We start from the raw sequence: 22,645 nt of genomic DNA, 5'->3' as shown, positions 1-22,645 counted from the left end.
CTCACCATGAAACCCATGCCTGTCCATCGCGCCGGGGCCGCCGGCCCCGACGCCGTCCGCCGCTCGCTGCTGGCGGCCATCCCCGGCCTGATGCTGGGCGCCGTTGCGCGCGCGCAGCCCGCCGCCTACCCCGCGCATCGCGTCACCCTGCTGGTGCCTTACACGGCCGGCACGGCGGCCGACGCGGTGGCGCGCTTCATCGCCGCCAAGCTGACGGCGCTGTGGGGCACCACCGTGCTGGTCGAGAACAAGGCCGGAGCCGACGGCGTGGTGGGCACGCGCGCCGTGCTGCAGGCGCCCGCCGACGGACACATGGTGCTGTTCACCGGCCCGCCCTTTCTCTACAACACCGAAATGCTGCAGACCGCGCCGTACGTTCCGCTGCGCGACTTCCAGCCGGTGGCGCGCGTCTCCAGCGCGATGTGGCTGTTCGCCGCCGGCAGGCAGGCGCCGTTCGCCAACCTGGCCGAACTGATCGCGCTGGACAAGCGCCAGGGCCGCGCGGCCGACATCGCCGTCTCGGGCTCGGCCGCCATGGCGGTGGCGACCGCGCTCAAGAACGCCACCGGGGCGCGGCTGAACATCGTGCCCTATACCAGCACTTCGCAAGCCATCACCGACGCCGCCGCCGGCCATGTCGACGCCGTGGCCGCGGCCATCGCCGGCGTCGCGCCGCTGGTGCGCTCGGGCATGCTCAACGCGCTGGGTGTAAGCGGCCCGACGCGTTCGCTGGCCGTGCCGGAGATTCCCACCCTGGCCGAGGCCGGCGCGCCGGGCTTCGGATTCGTGTCGTGGAACGCCGCCTTCGTGCGCAGCGGCACGCCAGAGGCCGCCATCGCCCGCCTGGCCGAGGGCATGGGCGCCGTGGCGGCCAGCGCCGAGTTCCGCGAATTCGCGCGCGAGCAGGGCGTGGAGCCGGCGTTCATGGGCCCCGACGCCTGGCCGGCCGAGGCCGCCGACCAGCAGGCGCGCTGGTCCGGACTGCTGCGCGAAGCAGGACTCATCAAACCGAAACAGGGCTGACCACCATCCATGAAGCAAACCCAGCCAACTCCCCCGGCGGCGGCCATCGACGTGCACGCCGCCTTCGGCGAAATGCGCCACTGGACGACCGGCCACATCGTGGCCCGGCGCGCCGCGCTGTCGGGCTCGCAGACTTTCCTGCGCAATATGGCCGACGGCCGCTGCCATACCTACCTGGACCTGCATCGCCAGACTAACGGCATCGCGCAGGCGCTGGCGGCGCTGGGCATCGGCCATGGCGACCACGTCGCGGTCATGCTGGAGAACTGTCCGGAACAGGTGTTCAGCTACGTGGCGCTCGGCAAGCTGGGCGCGGTCTCGGTGCCCATCAATACGGCCGCCAAGGGCCAGCTGCTGCGCTACTACCTGGACCATGCCGATTGCACCGCCATCGTGGTCTCGGACACGCTGGCCGCGCAGCTGGCCGACATCATCGCGGCCCTGCCGCGCCTCCAACGCGTGATCGTGCTGGGCCAGGCGCGCGCCGCGGCGGCAGGACTGCCCGACGGCGTCGCCGTGCATCCCTTTCCGGACGTGGACGGCAGCGATGCCGCGCCGCGCGTCCCGGTGCGGTTCGACGACCTGGCCTACCTGCTGTACACCTCGGGCACCACCGGCCCGTCCAAGGCCATCATGATCACGCACGCCTGCGCGCACTTCTGGGGCGAGCAGAACATCCGCTACCGCCACTTCCTGCCTGGCGAGGTGGATTATGTCTTCCTGCCGCTGTTCCACGCCAATGCGCTGCTGCTGGGCGTCACCTCGGCGCTGATGGCCGGCACCACGGTGGCGCTGGCGCGCCGCTTCTCGACCAGCCGGTTCTGGAGCGACGTACGCACGGCGGGCGCCACGCGCTTCAACGCCATCGGCGCCGTGGGCAACTTCCTGTATTCGCAGCCCCCCGACCCGCGCGACCGCGACCACAAGGTGCGGCTGTGCTCGCTGGCGCCGCCGCCGCCGTTCGTGCACGACTTCGAGCGCCGCTTCGGCATCAAGGTGCTCAACGGCTATGCGCTGAGCGACTATTGCGCCGCCACCTGGAGCCCGCTGGACGCACCGCCGCAGAAGGTCTTCAGCGCCGGCCTGGCGCGCGACAGCGTGCGGGTGCGCATCGTCGACGACGACGACTTCGACCTGCCCGCCGACTCGCCCGGCGAGATCCTGCTGCGCGTCGAGCAGCCGTGGGGCACGCCGCTGGGCTACTACAAGATGCCCGAGGCCACCCTCGCCGCGCACCGCAACGGCTGGTTCCACACCGGCGACCGCGGCCGCCTCGACGCCGACGGCTACCTGCATTTCACCGATCGCAAGAAGGACGCCATCCGGCGGCGCGGCGAGAACATCTCGGCCTACGAGGTCGAGGCCATCATCCTCGGCCACCCGGCCGTGCGCCAGGCCGCCGTCTACCCGGTGCGCTCCGAGTTCACCGAGGACGAAGTGGCCGCCTCGATCGTGCTGCACGACGGCCAGGCCCTCACGCCCGAGGCCCTGGTGCTGCATTGCCGCGACAACATGAGCAGTTTCATGGTGCCGCGCTTTGTCGAGTTCGTGGCCGAGCTGCCGCTGACGCTGACCAACAAGGTGGAGAAGTACAAGCTGCGGGCGCGCGCCGAAGCCGATCCGGCCGCGCTGTGGGATAGCCAGCAACACGCCGGCGGGACGGCCCGCGCGGCGGCAACCGGAGGATGAACGCCATGCCCAGGCACAAACTGGTGGTCCTGACCAACCCGGTCGAAGGACGCGAACAGGAGTTCGACGACTGGTACATGAATACCCACATGCCGGACGTCATGCGCGTGCCGGGCTTTGTTTCCGGGCAGCGCTTCACCTGGGCGCACGCACAGGCCAAGCCGCACGCCCAGACGTGGCGCTACCTGACCATCCTGGAGATCGACACCGACGATCTGCAGGCCACGCTGGACGACCTGATGGCGCGCCCGGACACGGCCGCCATGCGCATGTCCGATGCGCTGGCCGAGCAGCGTCTGGCCTACGTGTTCACCGCCGCCACACCCGTGTTCGCGCCCGATGGCGCGGGCGGCATCACGTTGCGGGACTAGGTGTGAACTGTCAATAGGTTGTATTCGTCCAGGTTGAGTCTGGAGATGGGTACAGCGCGCCCGATGCCTTGGTGGGGTCGATGCCAGTTGTAGTGGTGTAGCCAGGATTTCATGGCATCGGCTCGGTGTTGGGAGTTCTGGTAGGTGTGAGCGTAAGCCCACTCACGCAAGGCCGACTGGATGAAGCGTTCGGCCTTGCCATTGGTCTGTGGGCGGTAAGGTCGGGTAAAGCGGTGCTTGATGCCCAGCTCATGGCACAGCGCGGCGAAGGCGCGGCTGCGAAAGGCCGAGCCATTGTCGGTGAGCAAGCGCTGGATGGTCACGCCCAGGCGCTGGTAGTAGGCCACTGCGTCCTTGAGGAACTGGACGGCGCTGGGGAAGCGCTCGTCGGGGTGGATGTCGGTGAAGGCCACGCGGGCGTGGTCATCGATGGCCACGAAGACGAAGTCCCAGCCGGCCCCCTCAACGGTATCGCGTCGGTTGCCCGTGACCCGGTGGCCAGGGCGCTGGATACGTCCCAGCTTCTTGATGTCGATGTGCAGCAGATCGCCGGGGGCCTGATGCTCGTAGCGCACCACCGGCTCGGCCGGCTCCAGGTCGGCCAGGTGCGACAGACCGGCGCGGGCCAGGACGCGGCTGACGGTGCTGGCTGACACGCCCAGCGCCTGGGCGATGCGCGCTTGGGTCAGCCGCTTGCGGCGCAGCTCCACGATAGCCAGCGCCTTGGCCGGCGCAATCGCTCGGGGCGAGACCGTCGGGCGCGAGGACGCATCGGCCAAGCCCGCCTGGCCCTGAGCCAGGAAGCGGCCCAGCCATTTGCGCACAGTCGGCGCGGTGACCCCATAGGCGCGGGCCGCTTCAGGCACACAAACTTGATGGGCGATCAATTGCTGGACCATTTCGAGTCGACGTAGGAAGGTCAATCGGGCATGCTTATGGGTGTTCATCCGGCCGGGCTCCTTGAGTGAACTGGGGGGGTGGCGATTTCCAGTTTCTCAAATCCGGTTCGGATGAACCATGCATACAACCTATTGAATCTTCACAACTAGGCGGCGGCGCGGCGCGGGCGCGCCGCCTCGGCCATGTCCGCCTGCCCGCGGCTGTAGCGCGCCAGCGCCGGCAGGTCGGGAATGACGATGATGGCGCGCCGGTAATCGATCAGGCCCTGGCTTTCCAGGCAGCCCAGCTTCAGCGCCACCCAGCTGCGCGACGCATTGACCATGGTGGCCAGGTCCTGCTGGGTAAGGCCGCGGATTTCGCCGCGCTCCCCGGCCTCATCCAGCATGGCCAGTTCGCACAGCACCTGCGCCAGCCGCAGGGGCGTCTGTTCTTCGGCGCGGTAGCGGCGTTGCACGCTGGTGGCGCCAAAGCGCGCCAGCGTCATGGCGATATTGAGCGACAGGCGCGGGATGGCCTGCATCAGGCGCAGCAGGCTGGCGCGGTCCAGCTGCGCCACCTCGGCCCGGTCCAGGGTTTCCAGCGACGCGAAGGCCGGCTCGTCCAGCATGGTCGAGATCACGCCCAGCATGGCGCCCTTGCCGAACACATTGCTCGACTCCCGGCCGTCCCAGGCAAGCTGGGCGCTGCGTATCCGGCCGCTCAGGATCACGCTGATGCAGCCGGCCTTCCTGCCCTGGCGCAGCAGCATGCGGCGGGGCGCAAGCTGGCGCCGCGTCATGCACGCCTCGATGCGTTGCCGCTCGGTTTCGGACAGACCTTCAAGCGCCGTATCCCACATCCTCGCCTCCTCCATGCCGCCGGTTTTAGCCCGCGGCGGACCCCTTGGCAAGGCAAAGCGCGCGGACCGGCATCATCGCTTTCCCGGGTGGTCCGCCGCGCGCGCTGATCGACATGCCGCCGCCCCATTGCGTGCCGCCCGGCACCGACGGCATGCGCACGCCGTCGATGTCCACCCAGGCATTGTCGTAGCCCACCCACTGCCAGTCCTCGCTGGCGCCCAGCGGCCGCGTGACCGCCTCGCGGAACACCTCGGGCAAGGGCCGGCGAAACACATGCAGCAGCGCATACGACAGCTGGTTGATGCGTACGTCGTTGTATTCCCAGTAGGTGCCGGGCTCCTGCAGCGGCCGTGCGTCGCCCTTCCTGCCGTCGGGCGGGATGCCGAAGGCCACCGCCCGGTAGCGGTCGGCCTGGTCGGGCACGCCGAAGCGCTCGCCCTCCCATTCGCTGGTCTGCTGCAGCAAGTGGCGCCAGGTGATCCGCGCATTGCGGCCGGCGTCGAAACCGATGCCCGGCACGCGCCGGCCCACCGGCTCGTCCACGTCCGGCAGCAATCCGCGGTCGTGCGCCACGCCGGCCAGGATGGACAGGTACAGCTTGGCCACGCTGAAGGTCAGGTCGGCGCGCTCGGGCTCGCCCCACGACGCCAGCGTCTGGCCGTCGACCACGACCACGCCCGAGACCGGGCCGCGATCGTGCACCGGACCCAGCAGGCGGTTCCAGGGCGGCGGATCCTCGAGATGCACGCCGAAGTTGCCCTGGACGCTGCGGTCCCAGGCGGTTTCGTGATCGTTGGCGAACTGGATCGCCTGCTGCATGAGGGGGTTCATCGCTATCCTCTCCATGATGCGGTTCAGGCAGGCTGCCCGACCGGGGTCTGGGCCAGGAACGCCATGGCGGCCTGCACGCCGCCGGCGCGGTGCGGCACGCCCGCGGCCGCCAGGCCCATCTCGACGCCGGCCAGCGTGCCGCACAGCATCAAGTCGTTGAAATAGCCCAGGTGGCCGATGCGGAATACGCGGTCGGCCAGCTTGCCCAGGCCCTGACCCAGCGAGATATCGAAACGCGCCAGCGCCCGCTGGCGAAACGCATCGGCGCTGTGGCCGCCCGGCATCAGGACCGCCGTGAGCGCCGGGCTGCATTGCGCCGGATCCAGGCACAGCAGCTCCAGCTCCCAGGCGGCCACCGCCAGCCGCGTTGCGTGCGCGTGGCGGCGATGGCGCGCGTAGACCTGCGGCAGGCCCTCCTCGCGCAGCATCGCCAGCGCTTCGTGCAGGCCGTAAAGCAGGTTGGTGGCGGGCGTGTACGGGAAGTAGCCGCGCTCGTTGGCCGCCAGCATCTCGCGCCAGTCCCAGTACGAACGCGGCAGGCGGGCCTGCCCGGCGGCGGCCAGCGCACGCGGGCCGACGGCGTTGAACGACAGCCCGGGCGGCAACATCAGGCCTTTCTGCGAGCCGGCCACGGTCACGTCCACGCCCCATTCGTCGTGGCGATAATCGATCGAGCCCAGCGAGGATATCGTGTCGACCATCAGCAGGGCGGGATGGCCGGCCTGGTCGATGGCCGCGCGCACCGCCGCGATGTCGCTGGTGACGCCGGTGGAGGTTTCGTTGTGCACCACGCACACGGCCTTGATGCGGTGTTGCGTGTCCTGCGCCAGCCTGGCGCCGATGGCCTGCGGGTCGGCCGGATGGCGCCAGTCGCTTTCCAGGCAATCGACCTCCAGGCCCAGGCGGCCGGCCAGCCGACGCCACAGGCTGGCGAAATGGCCTGTCTCGGCCATCAGCACGGCATCGCCCGGCGACAGCGTATTGACCAGCGCCGCCTCCCACGCGCCGGTGCCGGACGCGGGGAAGATGAGCACCGGCGACTCGGTGCGGAAGACGTGCTTCAGTCCGTCCAGCACCGCCAGCCCCAGCTGGCCGAACACCGGGCCGCGGTGGTCGATGGTGGGCTGGTCGATGGCGCGCAGCACGCGATCCGGCACATTGGTGGGGCCGGGAATCTGCAGGAAGTGGCGACCGGACGGATGCGGGTTCAGGGCGAACATGCAGGGCCTCGCATTGGATTATTGGTATACCAACTCAAGCCGCGACGCGGGCGGGCGATACAGGCCCGGCCATCCCGCGCCGGGCTCATGCCACTCTAGCCTATTGAATTGGCGCGATGGCCTAGGGTATTCACGCATGATCGCGGCGCGGCCGAGACACGTATAGTCGTGGGCAGACTGCCGAAACCTGGTATACCAATGAGCCTAGAAGTCAGCCAGCCGCCCTCGGCCAGCGCCTGCGCCGACGGCGCTGCCGGCGCTGGCACCCTGCCTGCCGCCGTGGCCGCACGCCTGCGCGAACGCATCATCCAGGGCGATTTCCCGCCCGGCGCGCGGCTCAACGAACGCGCGCTGTGCGACCAGCTGGGCGTATCGCGCACGCCGCTGCGCGAGGCGCTGCGCGCGCTGGCGGCCGAGGGCCTGGTGCGCATCGAACCCAAGCGCGGCGCCCAGGTAGTGGCCCTGTCCGCCGCCGATATCCGCGAAGCCTTCGAAGTCATCGGCGGCCTGGAAGAGATGTCGTGCCGCCTGGCCTGCGCGCGCGCCACCGACCGGGAGATCGCCGAGATCCGCGCGCTGACCTACGAGATGATGGCCAGCCACGCGCGGCGCGACCTGCCGTCGTACTTCCGCACCAACCGCGCCATCCACGAACGCATCGGCCTGGCCGCGCGCAACGCCCTGCTCAAGCAGCTGTACGACGCGCAGAACGCGCGCATCCAGAACCTGCGCTTCGTTTCCAACGAAGACCGCCACAAATGGGACGAGGCGATGCGCGAGCACATGGCGATGGCCGACGCCCTGCAGGCGCGCGACGCCGAACGGCTGGCCGACCTCATGCGCGGCCACCTGCGGCGCAAGTGCGAGGCGGCGCTGCGCAGCCTGGCGGCGGCGTCCGGGATCCGTTGATCGCCGCGGTCCCCCGGCGCCAGGATCCTGCTCATTCAAACAGCGTATCGGCCGCGCCCAGGCGCGGCGCCCTGGATGGGCCCGTGCCCAGCGCCTGGCGGATGTCGGTCTCGAACGCACAGGTGCGGCGCCGGTCCAGGTAGCGCGCCAGCCGCACCTGGCGGCGGCCGCAATGCAGCCAGAGCGATTCGTCCGCGGCCGACCAGGCGCGGTGGCGGATGACGCGCGCGCGGCCGCGGTCGAAGACATGGCGCGACACGCGTTCGCCGTCGTGGACCTCGACGACCAGCGTGCCGTCGGCCCGCAGTTCGATGTCCTCGCCATCGCGCGCATGGCGCGCGAAATGCCAGCCGGCCAGCGCGATGAACGCCAGCTCGACCACGCACCAGGCGGTGATCGCCCACAATCCGTAGGCCGCGCCCGCCAGCCCCACCAGCACGGCGATGGCCGCCATGATGCCCATGCCGGCCATGAACTGGGCCGGCGCCACGCTGCTGCGCCGCAGGCTCCAGCGGCACGGCGCGGCGCCCTGCGCGCCGGCCTGCGGCAGAAGAGGATGGGAAAGCGTGTCGCGCATGGCCTGCCAGCCTGGGGGTTCCGGGGCCTACTTGACCTCGGGCGGGGTCACGAACGTATGATGCGGCGCGGGCGACGGCACGGTCCACTCCAGCCCCTCGGCGCCGTCCCACGGCTTGGCCGTGGCCGCCTCGCCCTTGCCGCGGTAGCAGCGCAGCGCCGCCCAGACGAAGATGAACTGCGACAGGCCGAACCAGATCGCGCCGATGGTGGCCACCTGGTGGAAGGTGGTGAACTGCGCGGCGTAGTCGGCGTAGCGGCGCGGCATGCCGGCCAGGCCCAGGAAGTGCATCGGGAAGAAGGTCACGTTGAACGAGATCATGGTGGACCAGAAGTGCAGCTTGCCCAGCTTCTCGTCGTACATGCGGCCGGTCCATTTGGGCAGCCAGTAATACGCGCCGGCAAACAGCGCGAACAGCGAGCCCGCCACCAGCACGTAGTGGAAGTGCGCCACCACGTAGTAGGTGTCGTGCACCTGGATGTCGATCGGCGCCACCGCCAGGATGAGGCCGGTGAAGCCGCCGACCGTGAACACGAAGATGAAACCCACCGCGAACAGCATCGGCGTCTCGAAACTGAGCGAGCCGCGCCATATGGTGGCCACCCAATTGAACACCTTCACGCCGGTCGGGATCGAGATCAGCATGGTGGCGTACATGAAGTACAGCTGCCCGGTCACCGGCATGCCCGTGGTGAACATGTGGTGCGCCCACACCAGGAACGACAGCACCGCGATCGACGCCGTGGCGTACACCATGGACGCATAGCCGAACAGCTTCTTGCGCGAGAACGCCGGCACCACCGCCGATACGATGCCGAAGGCCGGCAGGATCATGATGTAGACCTCGGGATGCCCGAAGAACCAGAACACGTGCTGGTACATCACCGGGTCGCCGCCCGCCGCCGCGTTGAAGAAGCCGGTGCCGAAATGGCGGTCGGCCAGCAGCATGGTGATGCCCGCCGCCAGCACCGGCATCACGGCCAGCAGTAGGAACGCGGTGATCAGCCAGGTCCAGCAGAACAGCGGCATGCGCATCAGCGTCATGCCGGGCGCGCGCATGTTGAGGATGGTCACCATGATGTTGATCGCGCCCATGATGGACGAGGCGCCCATGATGTGCAGCGCGAAAATGGTCAGGTCCATGCCCGGGCCCATCTGGGCCGACAGCGGCGCATACAGCGTCCAGCCGGCGGCGGTGGCGCCGCCGTCGACCCAGAACGAACTGAGCAGAAGCACCGAAGCCACCGGCAGCAGCCAGAAGCTGAAGTTGTTCATGCGGGCGAACGCCATGTTGGAGGCGCCGATCTGCAAGGGGATCATCCAGTTGGCGAAGCCCACGAACGCCGGCATGACGGCGCCGAACACCATGATCAGGCCGTGCATGGTGGTGAACTGGTTGAACAGTTCGGGGCGGAAGAACTGCAGGCCCGGCTCGAACAGCTCGGTGCGCACGGCCAGCGCCAGCACGCCGCCCACCATGAGCATCACCAGCGAAAAGATCAGGTACATCGTCCCGATGTCCTTGTGGTTGGTCGCGAACAACCATCGTCGCCACCCGCTGGGCGCGGCGTGATGGTCGGCATGGCCGGCCGAAGGACTGTGATCGTGGACAATGGTACTCATGTCGCGCCTCCGGGAACATGGCGGCGCCACCGGCCGGGCCTATGCTGCCGAGCCCGCCGCCAGGGTGGCGGCCGGGAGCCGGATCGGCTCCAGCGCTCAGTTGTACGCCTTATGGCGCCGCTGCGCCACCGCAAGCACACCGCCAGCATGGTCTTTGATGCGGCCCCATAAGGCAGGCCGCGCGCACCGCGCGGCCGCGCCGCATCATTGACGCGGTCAATATATCCATACCAACTATCCATTAGTCGTATCTGCGCCGGCTACCTACCATTTTGTCAAGCCCGCCCGGACCGCCAGCGCCAAGCGCGCGCGGCCGGACCACCCCCTGCACACCGGCGGGCCGGCACAAAGGAGACAACGAGATGAAGAAGAAGGTATGCCAAGCGGCCGGCATCCTCGCGCTGGCCTGCGCCACGGCGGCGGCGACGGCGGCCTGGCCCGACAAGCCCGTGCAAGTCGTGGTGCCGTACAACCCGGGCGGCGGCGTCGATACGTTCACGCGCCCGGTGGCCGCCAAGCTGGGCGAGGAACTGGGCCAGACGGTGGTGGTGGACAACCGCCCGGGCGCCGGCGGCACCATCGGCGTGCAGCGCGCCGCCACGGCGCCGCCCGACGGCTATCACCTGCTGGCCGGCGGCGTGCACCAGATGATGGCCGAGGGCCTCTATCCGAACCGCGGCTACGACATGGACCGCGATTTCGTGCCGGTGGCGCTGGTGGCCAAAGTGCCCAACGTGCTGGTGGTCACCAACAAGGCGCCGTTTCGCAACGTCGAGGAGCTGATCGCATATGCCAGGAAGAACCCCGGCAAGCTGAACTATTGCTCGTCGGGCAGCGGCACGGCGCAGCACATCGTGGCCGCCACCTTCAGCCAGCTGGCCGGCGTTTCCATGACGCACATTCCGTACCGCGGCACCGCGCCCGCCATGCAGGACCTGATCGGCGGCCAGTGCGACCTGATGTTCGACGGGCTGGGCACCTCCGCGCCGCAGGTGAGGACCGGCAACATCAGGCTGCTGGCCGTCACTTCCAACGCCCGCAGCCCGGCCTTTCCCGATGCGCCCACGCTCAAGGAAGCCGGCGGACCGGCGATGGATGCATCGATCTGGTATGCCTGGTGGGCGCCGGCGGGCACGCCGGCCGACGTACTGGCGCGCCTGCGCGCCGGCATCGCGCAATCGCTGCAGGCCCCGGCGGTGCTGGAGGCCTGGCGCAGCCAGGGCGCCGAAGTCCCGCCGGCCATGGAGCCGGCCGCCCTGCAGGACTACGTGCGCGCCGAGAACCAGCGCTGGCAGAAAGCGGTGCGCGAACTGGGCATCAAGATCGGCTGACCGCCGGCGGCCTGTTCACCCCGCCGCGCCGGGCGTGGACAGGCCCTGGCCCTGCGGCGCCACCGCCCGCACCTGCTCGCGCAGCCATTGATGGGCGCGGCTGTGCTCGTAGCGCCGATGCCAGTACAAGGTCCATTGAAAGCCGGGCGTGGCGAACGGCAAGGGCCGGATCATGGTGTCCGGCCCCGCGATGCGCTGCGCCGCCCGCTCGGACTTCACCACCAGCAGGTCCGTGTCGCGCAGCACGGCCGGCACCAGCAGCCAGTGCGTCACGTTCAGCGCCACCTCGCGGCGCAGGCCCTGGCCGGCCAGCACGCTGTCGACGAAGCGGATGTCGGTAGGGCTCATCGAAACGCGCACATGGCGGTACGCGAGGAACTGCTTGAGCGTCAACCGGCGCCCGGCCAGCGGGTGCCCCTTGCGCAGCACGCACACCATCCTGTCGCTGAACAGGGCCTCGGCGCGGATCGCGCTGGTGTGCTGCAGCTCCATGCTGACGGCCAGGTCCAGGCGATCGGCCTCCAGCGCCTCGATGGTCTGCTCGGGCGAAAGATGCACGGTATCGATGGCCAGCCCGGGCGCGGCCGCGTCCACCCGCGCCATCAGGGCCGGCAGGACCAGCGTGCCCACCAGGTCCGACATGCGCAGGCTGAACTGGCGCTGCGTGCTGGATGGATCGAACTGGATGTCGCTGGTCATCAGGCGCGCGGCCTGCTGCAGCGTGGCGTGCACGCTCTCGCCCAGCTCCAGCGCGCGCGGCGTGGGCTCCATGCCCTTGGCCGTGCGCACGAACAGCTCGTCCTTGAACACCATGCGCAGCCGCGACAACGCGTTGCTCATCGCGGGCTGGCTGACCGCGATGCGGTCGGCGGCGCGGGTGACATGACGCTCGGTCATGAGCGCGTCGAAAAACACCAGCAGGTTCAGATCGACCGATCGCAGATTGACGGCGGCGCGCATGACAGTTCCCGTAGCGGAAAAGACTGCCGAATTCTAATGCAGGCGACGCCGCGCCGGCGCGTTCTATCGCAACGATTCCTCGTGACCAGCGTTATTCCAGCCTGCCCAGGACAATTATTGAAATAAAGAATAATTCCATAATGACTATCCATTGGACGAATATATAGCCGGAACCGAACATGGCAGGGCCGCGACACACGCGCTTTCACGCCAACCAGGAGAAACCACATGGCGACCGCAGAAACTCTCAAGCAAAAGATCAAGGTAGTCATGTTCGACCAGTACGGAACGGTGGTCGACATGCAGAAAGGGCTGGTGGAGATCGCCGCCCCCTATCTCAAGGAAAAGGGCTGGACCGGCAACCCCAATTCGTTCGTGACCTGGTGGCGCCGCACGCACTTCGAGAACTCGATGATCGACGCCTTGCTGCACCAGGAACACACGCCGTACCGCGAAATCGGCCACCGCGCCGTGGCCTACACGCTGGAGCGCGCCGGCATCGCGCACACCGCCGAGGAGGTGCGCTACCTGGTCGGCTGCATCGAACAGCTCAAGCCCTTCCCGGACGTGCCCGAGGCATTGGCGCGCCTGCAGACCCGCTACCGCATCGTGGTGCTGTCCAACGGCGACCGCGACATGCTGGAAACCGCCAAGCGCCATCACGGCATCCCGTTCGACAACGTCATCTCGGTGGCCGAGGCCAATTCGTTCAAGCCGCACGTGGCCACGTACGCCAAGGCCGCCGAAATCGAAGGGGTACGCATGGATGAGGTGCTGTTCGTGGCCAACCACGCGTTCGACTGCCTGGGCGCCAAATCGGCCGGCATGCACAGCGCCTTCATCGACCGCCGCAAGCGTCCGTTCGGCGGCACGCCGCACCAGCCCGACCTGTGGGTCGACGACATGAAGTCGCTGGCCGACGCGATGGTGGGCTGAGCATGTCGCCGCTGCACGGAATACGCGTCCTGGACTTGACGCGCGTGGTGTCCGGCCCGTTCTGCACCATGCTGCTGGGCGACCTGGGCGCCGAGGTCATCAAGATCGAGGAGCCGGTCCATGGCGACGACAGCCGCGCCTTCGGGCCTCCGTTCAGCGGCGGCGAAAGCGCCTATTTCCTTTCGGTCAACCGCAACAAGCGCAGCTGCGCCATCGACCTCAAGCAGCCCGAAGGCAAGGAGCTGCTGCGCGCGCTGGCGCGCGCCAGCGACGTCGTCATCGACAACTTCCGGCCCGGCACGATGGAGCGGCTCGACCTCGGATACGACGCGCTGCGGGCCGCTAACCCGCGCCTGGTCAGCTGCTCGATCACCGGCTTCGGCGACAGCGGCCCGGACGCGCAGCGGCCCGGCTACGACCTGATCATCCAGGGCGAATCGGGCATCATGGACATCACGGGCGACCCGGCCGGCCTGCCGACCAAGATCGGCACCTCCATCGCCGACCTGATCACCGGCCAGTTCGCCTCCCAGGCCATCACCGCGGCGCTGCTGGAACGCGCGTCCAGCGGACAGGGCCGCCATGTCGGCATCGCCATGCTCGACTGCATGGCGTCGCTGCTGACCTTCAACGCCGGCATCTACTTCACCACCGGCGCCAGCCCCACGCGGCGCGGCAACGCGCACCCGACCATCGCCCCGTACGAGACGTTCCAGGCCGCCGACGGCTGGCTGAACATCGGCGTGGCCAACGACAAGTTCTGGCAATTGTTCTGCGGCGTGATCGCGCGCCGCCGACCGCGTCGCGCTGCGCGCCGAACTGGTGCCGCGCATCGCCGCCCTGATCGCCGCGAAACCGCGCGCATACTGGATCGCCGCGCTGCGCGAAGCCGGCGTGCCGTGCGGCGACATACGCTCGGTGGCCGAGGTCTGCGAGGCCGAGCAACTGGTGTCGCGCGGCATGGTGTTCGACATGCCGCACCCGAGCGCCGGACAGGTGCGCAACATCGCCAGCCCGTTCCGCTTCGACGGGGCCGGGACGGCGGCGCATCGCGCGCCCCCGCTGCTGGGCGAGCATACGGCGGCGATCCTGTGCGAACATGCCGGCTTGCGGCCCGAACGCGTGGCGGACCTGGCCGCGCGCGGCATCATACGCACCCACGCCACCAGCAACTGAGGAGAATCATCGATGGACGAAAGCGCCGCCCTGCGCGCCTTCCAGGACGCATTGCGCACCCAGCGCCCCGAGTTCGGGCAGTTTTTCCTGGCCCGCCTGCTGGGCCTGGACATCAGCTACCCCGACGGCCAGTGCCTGATCGTCTTCGAACCCCAGGATTTCCTGTTCAATCCGCAGGGCAGCCTGCACGGCGGCATCATCGCCACCGTGATGGACATCTCGATGGGACACCTGCTCAACCACGTACAGGGCGCCGGCCTGACGCTGGAAATGAAGACCCAGTACCTGAAGGCCGTACGCCAGGGCACGGTGTACTGCCGCGGCGAGTTCCTGCAGCGCGGGCGCAGCATCTCGTTCCTGAAGTCGACCCTGACCGACGCGCAAGGCGAGCCGCTGGCCATGGCCACCTCCACCTGGAAGGCGCTGTCGCCGGCGCGCGCGCCGGGCGCCGACGCCGCGGCGCGCTAGCTGTGAAGATTCAATAGGTTGTATGCATGGTTCATCCGAACCGGATTTGAGAAACTGGAAATCGCCGACCCCCCAGTTCACTCAAGGAGCCCGGCCGGATGAACACCCATAAGCATGCCCGATTGACCTTCCTACGTCGACTCGAAATGGTCCAGCAATTGATCGCCCATCAAGTTTGTGTGCCTGAAGCGGCCCGCGCCTATGGGGTCACCGCGCCGACTGTGCGCAAATGGCTGGGCCGCTTCCTGGCTCAGGGCCAGGCGGGCTTGGCCGATGCGTCCTCGCGCCCGACGGTCTCGCCCCGAGCGATTGCGCCGGCCAAGGCGCTGGCTATCGTGGAGCTGCGCCGCAAGCGGCTGACCCAAGCGCGCATCGCCCAGGCGCTGGGCGTGTCAGCCAGCACCGTCAGCCGCGTCCTGGCCCGCGCCGGTCTGTCGCACCTGGCCGACCTGGAGCCGGCCGAGCCGGTGGTGCGCTACGAGCATCAGGCCCCCGGCGATCTGCTGCACATCGACATCAAGAAGCTGGGACGTATCCAGCGCCCTGGCCACCGGGTCACGGGCAACCGACGCGATACCGTTGAGGGGGCCGGCTGGGACTTCGTCTTCGTGGCCATCGATGACCACGCCCGCGTGGCCTTCACCGACATCCACCCCGACGAGCGCTTCCCCAGCGCCGTCCAGTTCCTCAAGGACGCAGTGGCCTACTACCAGCGCCTGGGCGTGACCATCCAGCGCTTGCTCACCGACAATGGCTCGGCCTTTCGCAGCCGCGCCTTCGCCGCGCTGTGCCATGAGCTGGGCATCAAGCACCGCTTTACCCGACCTTACCGCCCACAGACCAATGGCAAGGCCGAACGCTTCATCCAGTCGGCCTTGCGTGAGTGGGCTTACGCTCACACCTACCAGAACTCCCAACACCGAGCCGATGCCATGAAATCCTGGCTACACCACTACAACTGGCATCGACCCCACCAAGGCATCGGGCGCGCTGTACCCATCTCCAGACTCAACCTGGACGAATACAACCTATTGACAGTTCACACCTAGCCGAGCAGCGCGATGGATTTGGCCGCCGGGTCCAGGCGCAGGGCGGCTCCGCTGGCGATGGCCTGCAGCAGGCGCGCGTCGAAGCCTTCCATGATGGGCATGCCGGCCAGCACCGCTCCCTGGACCATGACCGGGTTGAGCTTGCCGAACACCAGGGCCTTGGGCGCGATGCCCTTGTGCAGCAGGTCGTAGAACGCCCAGCCGCCCGCCACGCCACCCTTGGCGGTCGGGATGACGAGGATGCGATCCTTGATGGATTCGCCTTCCGCGCTGTGCCCGATGCGCGAGATCACGCCGCTCCAGCGGTCCAGGTCGTAGCGCGGGCTGAACCCCTCCCGCATGACCAGGGCCTGGCCCTCGACGACCGGCCCCCAGGCGCGATCGACCGCAAAAACTTCACTCATCGGAGTTCTCCCGTGCAGGCAATGTCCACGCAATCCGCCGTGCGGCGCAAGATGGTGTTGAAGCGATGGGCGGTAATGGTGTTGACCAGCTTCCCCGAATTGGAGATCAGGTTGGTCCAGCCGTTTTCCTCGCGGATCTTCGACAGGCGCTGCAGGATGTAGAAGCAGACGCCCTGCAGGATCGTCACGCCGGCGGCTTCCAGCACGTCGACATAGCCCAGCCGTTTCGCATCGCTGTAGATCATGTGGTTGGTCGTCACGACCGCGGTCATGCCCGGCGCCACGCGGCGCCCCGCGAACCGCTCGGAGAGCGACTGCATTTCGTACAACGAAAGCTGCGGGCCCGAGAAGACCACGATGTTCGCGCCGCCGTCCTTGTACTGGTAGGCGTCGAAGACGGCCTGCAGGTCGGCATCCGTGACGGTCATGGCCGCGGCGGGCGCCACGCCGCCGAAGGCGGCCTCCAGCGTCGGCGCTTCCGGCGTCGCGCCGACCATGTGGAACATCGCCATCGAGCCGTAGCTCGCCAGCGAGGCGCCGAGATGCTTCAGTTCGTCGGACATCGGCGTCTTGCCGTAGCCGTCGATCACGGGAACCGCGAAATAGTCCTGGTTGGGATGCCCGATGATCTTGCCCAGCGCGCCCCAGTCCGCGAAGTCGCGCATCTGCGCCTGCAGCCTGACATGGAGGGTTCCGCGCCGCGTCGAGGTGAAAGCCGTACTCCGGCGTGCGGCCGGTCAGCGCCGCGGCGAAACTGGACTTGCCGGCCTCGAAGTTCGTGCGCGCGCCCAGCACCGAGTTCGCGTAGATGACGGTGCCGGTGTCGCCCCAGGCCACGTGCTCGCCGATCTTCGGCTGGTACACGTGCTGATACGGGATGCACGAATCGGTGGCCGCGATGCGCATCGTCTTGTAGCGCGAGAGGATATCCTTCTCTTTTTCCTCTTCCTCGGCGTCCTGCGCCATCCTGGGATCGGCGTGGAAATGCATGCATTGCGCATTGCTCGATGCGGGCACGGCACAGCTCGCATGCTGGTCGGTCATGTGCCGCAGATGCTGCAGCCCGCCATCGCCCATCACCTCGATGTCGCCCATCACATGGGCATGGGTGATGGGAACGAAGCGCTCGGCGCCGAAGAAGTTGCCGACCTGAATCTGGAATTCGATCGCTTCCTGCACCGCGGCGCCCTTGTCGCCGCGCAGCATCGCGAGTTCTTCCTCGCTCAGCCGCATGGTCCCTTGATCCAACGTAGTTGTGTTGCTCATCGCCTTTCCTTCGTTGTTCAGTCCGCTTTCGCGCCTGATTCCTTGACCAACTTGCCGTACTTCCGCCGTTCCGCGTCAACGAACCGGGCCATATCGCCGGCGTCCATGAACGCGGGGCTGGCGCCCTGCGCCTGCAGGCGCTCGGCGAAACCCGGCTCGCGGGTAATCGCGCCGATCTTCCCGGACAGCAGCTTGATCACCTCCGGCGGCGTTCCGGCCGGCGCGAACACGCCCTGCCAGTTCTCGATGGCGAAACCCGCAAAGCCCTGCTCAGCCATGGTCGGCACCTCAGGCAACAGCGCGGAGCGCTGGGGCGTGGTGACGGCCAGCGCCCGCAGCTTGCCGGCCTTCAGGTGCGGCAGCGCCGGCGGCAGGCCGGAGAAGAACATGTCGACCTGGCCGCCCAGCAGGTCGGTCATCGCCGGCGCGCCGCCCTTGTACGGGATATGGGCAATGCCCGCCCTGGACTCCAGCCGGAACCATTCGCCGGCCAGGTGTTGCGGCCCGCCAGTACCGGACGAGGCATAGTTCGCCGCGCCGTCCTTGCCCTTGATCTGGGCCAGCAGGTCGGCCACCGAATGGGCGGGGCTGCGCGCGTTGACCACCAGCACCAGGGGCGCGGACGCCACCCGCGCCACCGCGACGAGATCCTTGGCCGGGTCATAGGGCATCTTGGCGTAGAGCAGCGGGTTGATCGCCACCTCGGCGGGCGAGCCGACCAGCAAGGTATAGCCATCGGCGGGCGAGCGCGCCACCGTGTCGGCGCCGATATTGCCGCCGGCGCCGGAGCGGTTCTCGACGATGACGGATTGCCCCAGCTCCTCGCCCAGGCGGGCGCCCAGCATGCGCGCCACTACATCCGTCGCGCCGCCGGCCGGGAAGGGCACGATGATGCGTATGGGCTTGTCGGGATAGGCAGCGGCCGCCACGCTGCCCAGGCCCAGTGCCGTGGCGGCCAGGCCGCCGGCGATCAGGTTTCTGAGTTTCATGATGTCTCCTCTTGCTGGACGTGACTATGCGCGCTCCAGGCATTCTTGGATAATCACGAAAACAGGCTATGTGACATATTTTCGTTATCACCCCGTGGAGAAGGCCATGGCACAGCAACGACTGGCGGGCGGTTCGGTGCCGGCCGTATTCAAATCACGGCTGCGGATGAAGCACCTGGAACTCTTTCGCAATCTCTGCGAGCTGCACTCGTTGCGCAAGGCCGCCGAGGCCTCCAGCATGACGCAGCCGGCGGCGACCAAGCTGATCCAGGAGCTGGAAAGCATGTTCGGCGTCCCGCTGTTCGAGCGCGACCGGCGCGGCATGCGCCCCAACGCGCATGGGGATCTGATCAAGCGGCACTTCAACGTGGTGATGTCCGATGTCGGCCATATGTGCGACGAATTGGCCTTGTACGCCAGCGGCGGCGCGGGCGTGGTCAGGCTGGGCATCGTCCCGTCGCTGTCCGCGCAGCTGCTTGCGCGCATTACCGACGACCTGCTGTCGGCCCACCCCAACGTGCGGCTGGAACTGACCGAAGGCGCCACCGACCGGTTGATGGAGGGCTTGCGGCGTAACGATCTCGACCTCATCTTCGGCCGCATCCTGGACCGGGCGCGCATCTCCGAGCTGCGCGTGGTCGAGGTCTATACCGAGTCCTTCGAGGTGGTCAGCGCGGCGGGCCACCCGCTGGCGCGCAAGGCGCGCGTCAGCTGGGAAGACCTGAGCCAGGCACGCTGGATCCTGCCGGCAACCGGGTCGCCGCTGCGCGACATGGCCGAGCAGTTGTTCACCGGCCGCGGCATCCTGCGCCCCGTCGTCTCGGTCGAGTACAGCAGTTTCCACCAGATGCGCTACGTCATCGCGGGCAGCCAGCTGATCGGGCTGCTGCCCACCTCCGTCGCCCTGCAAGGCGAGGCGCAGGGCGACATCGCCAGGCTTTCCCCCGCGGAGCGGGCGCGGTTCGCCCCGATCAGCCTGATCTCGCGCCAGGACTTCGAGCAGCCGCCCGTCGTGCGGCAGTTCGAGGCCATCGTCCTGCGGGCCGCCCGGGACCTCGGCCAGGCCTGAACAGCGCCCGGTGATCACTGGTGTTTATCACCTCCGCCCAATAACTGATCACCGGGGAATGATCTTTGATGCACACTATGCGCCTGGCCCGATCCCGCCCCTTTTCTCCGGAGTTTCAGTGGTACACGCCACGCCCCCCACGCCCGGCCCGGGCGACAGCCGCGGCTTTGTCGAGCAACTGCGCGGCATCGTCGGCGCCGCGCACGTCCTGACCGACGAACATCGCACCCGCCGCTACCGCGCCGGCTTTCGCTTCGGCTTCGGGCGCGCCATCGCGGTCGTCCGGCCCGGCAGCCTGCTGGAACAGTGGCGCATCGTCCAGGCCTGCGTGGCGCACGGCAAGATCGTCATCATGCAGGCGGCCAACACCGGCCTGACCGGCGGATCGACGCCGGACGGCAATGACTATGACCGCGAGATCGTGATCATCAGCACGATGCGCATGAAGAAGATCCAGCTCATCCTGGACGGCCGCCAGGTCATCTGCTTTCCCGGATCGACCCTGGACCAGCTCGAACAGACGCTCGCGCCGCTGGGGCGCGAACCGCATTCGCTGATCGGCTCGTCGTGCCTGGGCGCCTCGGTGTTCGGCGGCATATGCAACAACTCCGGGGGCTCGCTGATCCAGCGCGGCCCGGCCTACACCGAACTGGCGGTCTATGCGCAACTGGGCGAAGACGGCCGGCTGCGGCTCGTCAACCATCTCGGCGTCGCGCTGGGCGACTCTCCCGAGGAAATCCTGGGCCGCCTCGACCAGGGCCAATTCGGCGCGAACGACGTGGAGACCGCGGTGGGCAGCGGCTCGGACCACGAATACGCCGAGCACGTGCGCGCCGTCGACGCGGACTCGCCGGCGCGCTACAACGCCGACCCGCGTCGCCTGTTCGAGGCCTCGGGCAGCGCCGGCAAGCTGATTCTCTTCGCGGTGCGGCTGGACACGTTTCCCGCCGAAACCCAGACGCGCGTCTTCTATATCGGCACCAACGATCCCGGCGAGCTGACGGCGATACGCCGCCACATGCTGACCAGGCTGCCGGCGCTGCCGATCGCCGGCGAGTACCTGCACCGCGACGCGTTCGATATCGCCGACGTCTACGGCAAGGACACCTTCCTGGCGATACGCCAGCTGGGCACCGCCCGCCTGCCCAGGCTGTTCGCGATCAAGGCCCGGATCGACAGCTTCTGCGAGCGCGTCCCGCTGCTGCCGAAGTACCTCAGCGACCGCGTCCTGCAATTTGCCAGCCGGCTGTTCCCCGACCACCTGCCCAGGCGGCTGCGCGAATACCGCGACGCCTACGCGCACCACCTGATGATCAAGGTGCCGGGCAAGATCGGCGACCAGACCCGGCGTTTCCTGCAGGCCTACTTCGACGACGCCACCGGCGCCAGCTTCGAATGCACGCCCGAGGAAGGGAAGGCGGCCTTTCTCCTGCGCTTCGCGGCGGCCGGCGCCGCCGTGCGGTATCGCGCCGTGCATGCCGGCCAGGTGGAAGACATCGTCGCGCTCGATATCGCGCTCAAGCGCAATGACCGGGACTGGCTGGAACAGCTGCCGCCCGACGTCGAGGCGCCGATCCTGATGAAGCTGTACTACGGGCATTTTTTCTGCCACGTATTCCACCAGGACTATATCGTCAAGAAGGGCGAAGATTGCCTGGCGCTGGAACACCGGATGTGGAAGCTGCTGGACGAGCGCGGCGCCGAATACCCCGCCGAACACAACGTCGGCCACCTGTACGACGCCAAGCCCGAACTGAAGGCGTTCTATCGCGGCCTCGATCCGTGCAATCAGTTCAACCCGGGCATCGGCCGCACCTCGAAACTGCAGGGATGGCGCTAGGGCGGATGCGCACGGGCGAGGGCTGCCCTCGCCCGTGCGCGGTTCAGGCTTGCAGCAACGCGGCGTACCGGTCCAGATGATGGTCGGTGCCGCCGAGCAGGGGGTCGATCATGGCCAGCCGCTTGAAGTAATCGCCCGGCGCCATCTCGTCGGTCATGCCCATGCCGCCATGCAGCTGGATGGCCTGCTCGCCCACATAGCGGCCGGCGCGCGCGACCACGACCTTGGCGGCCGACAGCTTGCGCTGGCGCGCGGCCGCGTCGGCCTCATCGAGCGCCTGGGCGGCCACGTAGGCCATTGAAAGCGCGAGCTCTTTCTGTACCAGCATGTCCGCCATGCGATGCTGCAGGGCCTGGAAGCTGGCCAGCGGTACGCCGAACTGCTTGCGCGTGCGCAGGTATTCCGCCGTCAGCTCGATCAGGCGCTCCATGGCGCCGGCGGCCTCCGCGCACAGCGCGGCGATGCCCCAGTCCAGGCCGGCCTGCAATGCGGCCAGGCCCGCGCCCGGCGCGCCCAGCAGCGCCGACGCCGGCAGCCGGACATCGGCCAGCCTGACGCTGGCCGCGCGCTGGCCGTCCATGGTGGGCTGGCTGGCCAGCGCCAGGCCGGCCGTGCCGCGAGTGGGAACCAGGAACAGGCTGAGCCCGTCCGTGCCGGCCAGCCTGGCGCTGACCACCAGCACGTCCGCCGCCGCGCCATGCCAGACCAGGGTCTTGGCGCCATTGAGCACATAGGCCTCGCCCGCGCGCTCGGCCACGGTCTGCACCGCTTCGGGGTTGGACCGGCCGCCCTGTTCCAGATAGGCGGTCGCGGCGATGCATGCGCCGGCCGCCAGGCCGGGCAGCCATGCCCGTCGCTGTTCGTCGTTGCCATGCCCCTGGATGATCGTGGTGGCGATCACCGCGCTCGGCGTGATGGGCTCGCTCACCAGGCCCCGGCCGAGCTCGTGCTGCACCACCAGCTGGGTGGCCGCGTCCGCGCCGAAGCCGCCATGCTCGGCGCGCACATTCAGGCCCTGTATGCCCAGCTCGGCCAGGCCTGCCCAGATGGCGGGGTCCATGCCCGCGTCGCCGCAGACGATGGCGCGGCGCTTCTCGAACGTGTAGCCGGTCTCGATGAAGCGCCGCAGGCTGTCGGCCAGCATGCGCTGCTCTTCGCTGTAACTGAAGTCCATA

Annotated in this window: 19 protein-coding genes and 3 pseudogenes; 11 read left to right on the top strand and 11 right to left on the bottom strand. The window is 68.4% G+C overall.

The window, feature by feature from the left end:
• The first annotated feature begins 6 nt into the window (after window positions 1-6).
• From BN118_RS17100 to BN118_RS17090, 3 genes are read left to right on the top strand one after another with little or no spacing between them, the layout of a single operon-like run.
• Complete coding sequence (locus BN118_RS17100) at window positions 7-1,023, top strand: tripartite tricarboxylate transporter substrate binding protein (RefSeq protein ID WP_010929742.1); 1,017 nt, start codon at window positions 7-9, stop codon at window positions 1,021-1,023.
• Between the two features lie 9 nt (window positions 1,024-1,032).
• A complete protein-coding gene (locus BN118_RS17095; RefSeq protein ID WP_014906065.1) occupies window positions 1,033-2,712 on the top strand; it encodes an ATP-dependent acyl-CoA ligase in 1,680 nt (559 codons plus the stop codon).
• A 5-nt stretch (window positions 2,713-2,717) separates the two neighbouring features.
• The gene (locus BN118_RS17090) at window positions 2,718-3,083 is read left to right on the top strand and encodes a hypothetical protein (RefSeq protein WP_041166307.1); all 366 of its coding nucleotides are present in this window, start codon (window positions 2,718-2,720) and stop codon (window positions 3,081-3,083) included.
• Here the strand turns inward: BN118_RS17090 and BN118_RS17085 are convergent.
• From BN118_RS17085 to BN118_RS17070, 4 genes and pseudogenes are all read right to left on the bottom strand, one after another.
• Complete coding sequence (locus BN118_RS17085; protein WP_005013747.1) at window positions 3,080-4,030, bottom strand: IS481-like element IS481 family transposase; 951 nt, start codon at window positions 4,028-4,030, stop codon at window positions 3,080-3,082. The genes BN118_RS17090 and BN118_RS17085 overlap by 4 nt on opposite strands.
• A gap of 98 nt (window positions 4,031-4,128) precedes the next feature.
• The gene (locus BN118_RS17080) at window positions 4,129-4,821 is read right to left on the bottom strand and encodes a Crp/Fnr family transcriptional regulator (RefSeq protein ID WP_004567894.1); all 693 of its coding nucleotides are present in this window, start codon (window positions 4,819-4,821) and stop codon (window positions 4,129-4,131) included.
• 97 nt (window positions 4,822-4,918) lie between these two features.
• Window positions 4,919-5,668: pseudogene (locus tag BN118_RS17075) on the bottom strand (serine hydrolase domain-containing protein); the annotation flags it as partial.
• Window positions 5,669-5,676: 8 nt separating this feature from the next.
• Window positions 5,677-6,873, bottom strand: a complete 1,197-nt coding sequence (locus tag BN118_RS17070) for a pyridoxal-phosphate-dependent aminotransferase family protein (protein ID WP_014906063.1) — start codon at window positions 6,871-6,873, stop codon at window positions 5,677-5,679.
• A 198-nt stretch (window positions 6,874-7,071) separates the two neighbouring features.
• Here BN118_RS17070 and BN118_RS17065 point away from each other — a divergent pair, with 198 nt between their 5' ends.
• On the top strand, window positions 7,072-7,782 hold the full coding sequence (locus tag BN118_RS17065) for a GntR family transcriptional regulator (RefSeq protein WP_014906062.1): 711 nt from the start codon (window positions 7,072-7,074) through the stop codon (window positions 7,780-7,782).
• A 31-nt stretch (window positions 7,783-7,813) separates the two neighbouring features.
• On the opposite strand, the gene BN118_RS17060 is transcribed toward BN118_RS17065, so the two are convergent.
• Window positions 7,814-8,359 (bottom strand): DUF2244 domain-containing protein, encoded by a 546-nt coding sequence (locus tag BN118_RS17060; protein WP_003815472.1) that lies wholly within the window; start codon window positions 8,357-8,359, stop codon window positions 7,814-7,816.
• A gap of 27 nt (window positions 8,360-8,386) precedes the next feature.
• A complete protein-coding gene (gene ctaD, locus BN118_RS17055; RefSeq protein ID WP_014906061.1) occupies window positions 8,387-9,982 on the bottom strand; it encodes a cytochrome c oxidase subunit I in 1,596 nt (531 codons plus the stop codon).
• A 362-nt stretch (window positions 9,983-10,344) separates the two neighbouring features.
• On the opposite strand from ctaD, the gene BN118_RS17050 reads away from it, so the two are divergent.
• On the top strand, window positions 10,345-11,313 hold the full coding sequence (locus tag BN118_RS17050) for a Bug family tripartite tricarboxylate transporter substrate binding protein (protein ID WP_014906060.1): 969 nt from the start codon (window positions 10,345-10,347) through the stop codon (window positions 11,311-11,313).
• A 15-nt stretch (window positions 11,314-11,328) separates the two neighbouring features.
• Here BN118_RS17050 and BN118_RS17045 read toward each other — a convergent pair whose 3' ends face one another.
• Window positions 11,329-12,273, bottom strand: coding sequence for a LysR family transcriptional regulator (locus tag BN118_RS17045; protein ID WP_014906059.1), 945 nt, complete (start codon window positions 12,271-12,273; stop codon window positions 11,329-11,331).
• A gap of 228 nt (window positions 12,274-12,501) precedes the next feature.
• On the opposite strand from BN118_RS17045, the gene BN118_RS17040 reads away from it, so the two are divergent.
• The 4 genes and pseudogenes from BN118_RS17040 to BN118_RS17025 all read left to right on the top strand — a co-directional run bounded on the left by BN118_RS17040 (window position 12,502) and on the right by BN118_RS17025 (window position 15,902).
• On the top strand, window positions 12,502-13,209 hold the full coding sequence (locus tag BN118_RS17040) for a haloacid dehalogenase type II (protein ID WP_003815479.1): 708 nt from the start codon (window positions 12,502-12,504) through the stop codon (window positions 13,207-13,209).
• Window positions 13,210-13,211: 2 nt separating this feature from the next.
• Window positions 13,212-14,385: pseudogene (locus BN118_RS17035) on the top strand (CaiB/BaiF CoA transferase family protein).
• A 12-nt stretch (window positions 14,386-14,397) separates the two neighbouring features.
• A complete protein-coding gene (locus BN118_RS17030; RefSeq protein WP_014906058.1) occupies window positions 14,398-14,853 on the top strand; it encodes a PaaI family thioesterase in 456 nt (151 codons plus the stop codon).
• 98 nt (window positions 14,854-14,951) lie between these two features.
• Window positions 14,952-15,902 carry an IS481-like element IS481 family transposase gene (locus BN118_RS17025; RefSeq protein WP_005013747.1) on the top strand — a complete coding sequence of 317 codons (951 nt, stop codon included), beginning with the start codon at window positions 14,952-14,954 and terminating at the stop codon, window positions 15,900-15,902.
• On the opposite strand, the gene BN118_RS17020 is transcribed toward BN118_RS17025, so the two are convergent.
• From BN118_RS17020 to BN118_RS17010, 3 genes and pseudogenes are all read right to left on the bottom strand, one after another.
• The gene (locus tag BN118_RS17020; RefSeq protein WP_003815668.1) at window positions 15,899-16,306 is read right to left on the bottom strand and encodes an aconitase X swivel domain-containing protein; all 408 of its coding nucleotides are present in this window, start codon (window positions 16,304-16,306) and stop codon (window positions 15,899-15,901) included. The two genes, BN118_RS17025 and BN118_RS17020, sit on opposite strands and share 4 nt — an antisense overlap.
• A pseudogene (locus tag BN118_RS20930) lies at window positions 16,303-17,539 on the bottom strand (aconitase X). Before BN118_RS20930 ends, BN118_RS17020 begins: the two are co-directional and overlap by 4 nt.
• A gap of 50 nt (window positions 17,540-17,589) precedes the next feature.
• A complete protein-coding gene (locus BN118_RS17010; protein WP_003815671.1) occupies window positions 17,590-18,561 on the bottom strand; it encodes a Bug family tripartite tricarboxylate transporter substrate binding protein in 972 nt (323 codons plus the stop codon).
• Between the two features lie 106 nt (window positions 18,562-18,667).
• Here BN118_RS17010 and BN118_RS17005 point away from each other — a divergent pair, with 106 nt between their 5' ends.
• Both BN118_RS17005 and dld read left to right on the top strand, forming a co-directional pair.
• Window positions 18,668-19,630 (top strand): LysR substrate-binding domain-containing protein, encoded by a 963-nt coding sequence (locus BN118_RS17005; RefSeq protein WP_003815672.1) that lies wholly within the window; start codon window positions 18,668-18,670, stop codon window positions 19,628-19,630.
• Window positions 19,631-19,748: 118 nt separating this feature from the next.
• The gene (dld, locus tag BN118_RS17000; RefSeq protein WP_014906057.1) at window positions 19,749-21,470 is read left to right on the top strand and encodes a D-lactate dehydrogenase; all 1,722 of its coding nucleotides are present in this window, start codon (window positions 19,749-19,751) and stop codon (window positions 21,468-21,470) included.
• Window positions 21,471-21,513: 43 nt separating this feature from the next.
• Here dld and BN118_RS16995 read toward each other — a convergent pair whose 3' ends face one another.
• On the bottom strand, window positions 21,514-22,644 hold the full coding sequence (locus tag BN118_RS16995; protein ID WP_010929935.1) for an acyl-CoA dehydrogenase family protein: 1,131 nt from the start codon (window positions 22,642-22,644) through the stop codon (window positions 21,514-21,516).
• Between the last annotated feature and the right edge of the window lies 1 nt (window position 22,645).

The sequence above is a fragment of the Bordetella pertussis 18323 genome (assembly GCF_000306945.1).
GTDB classification, from domain to species: domain Bacteria; phylum Pseudomonadota; class Gammaproteobacteria; order Burkholderiales; family Burkholderiaceae_B; genus Bordetella; species Bordetella pertussis.
The sequence above is the reverse complement of the archived record's forward strand: the minus strand, read 5'-3'. Positions and strand labels throughout refer to the sequence as shown.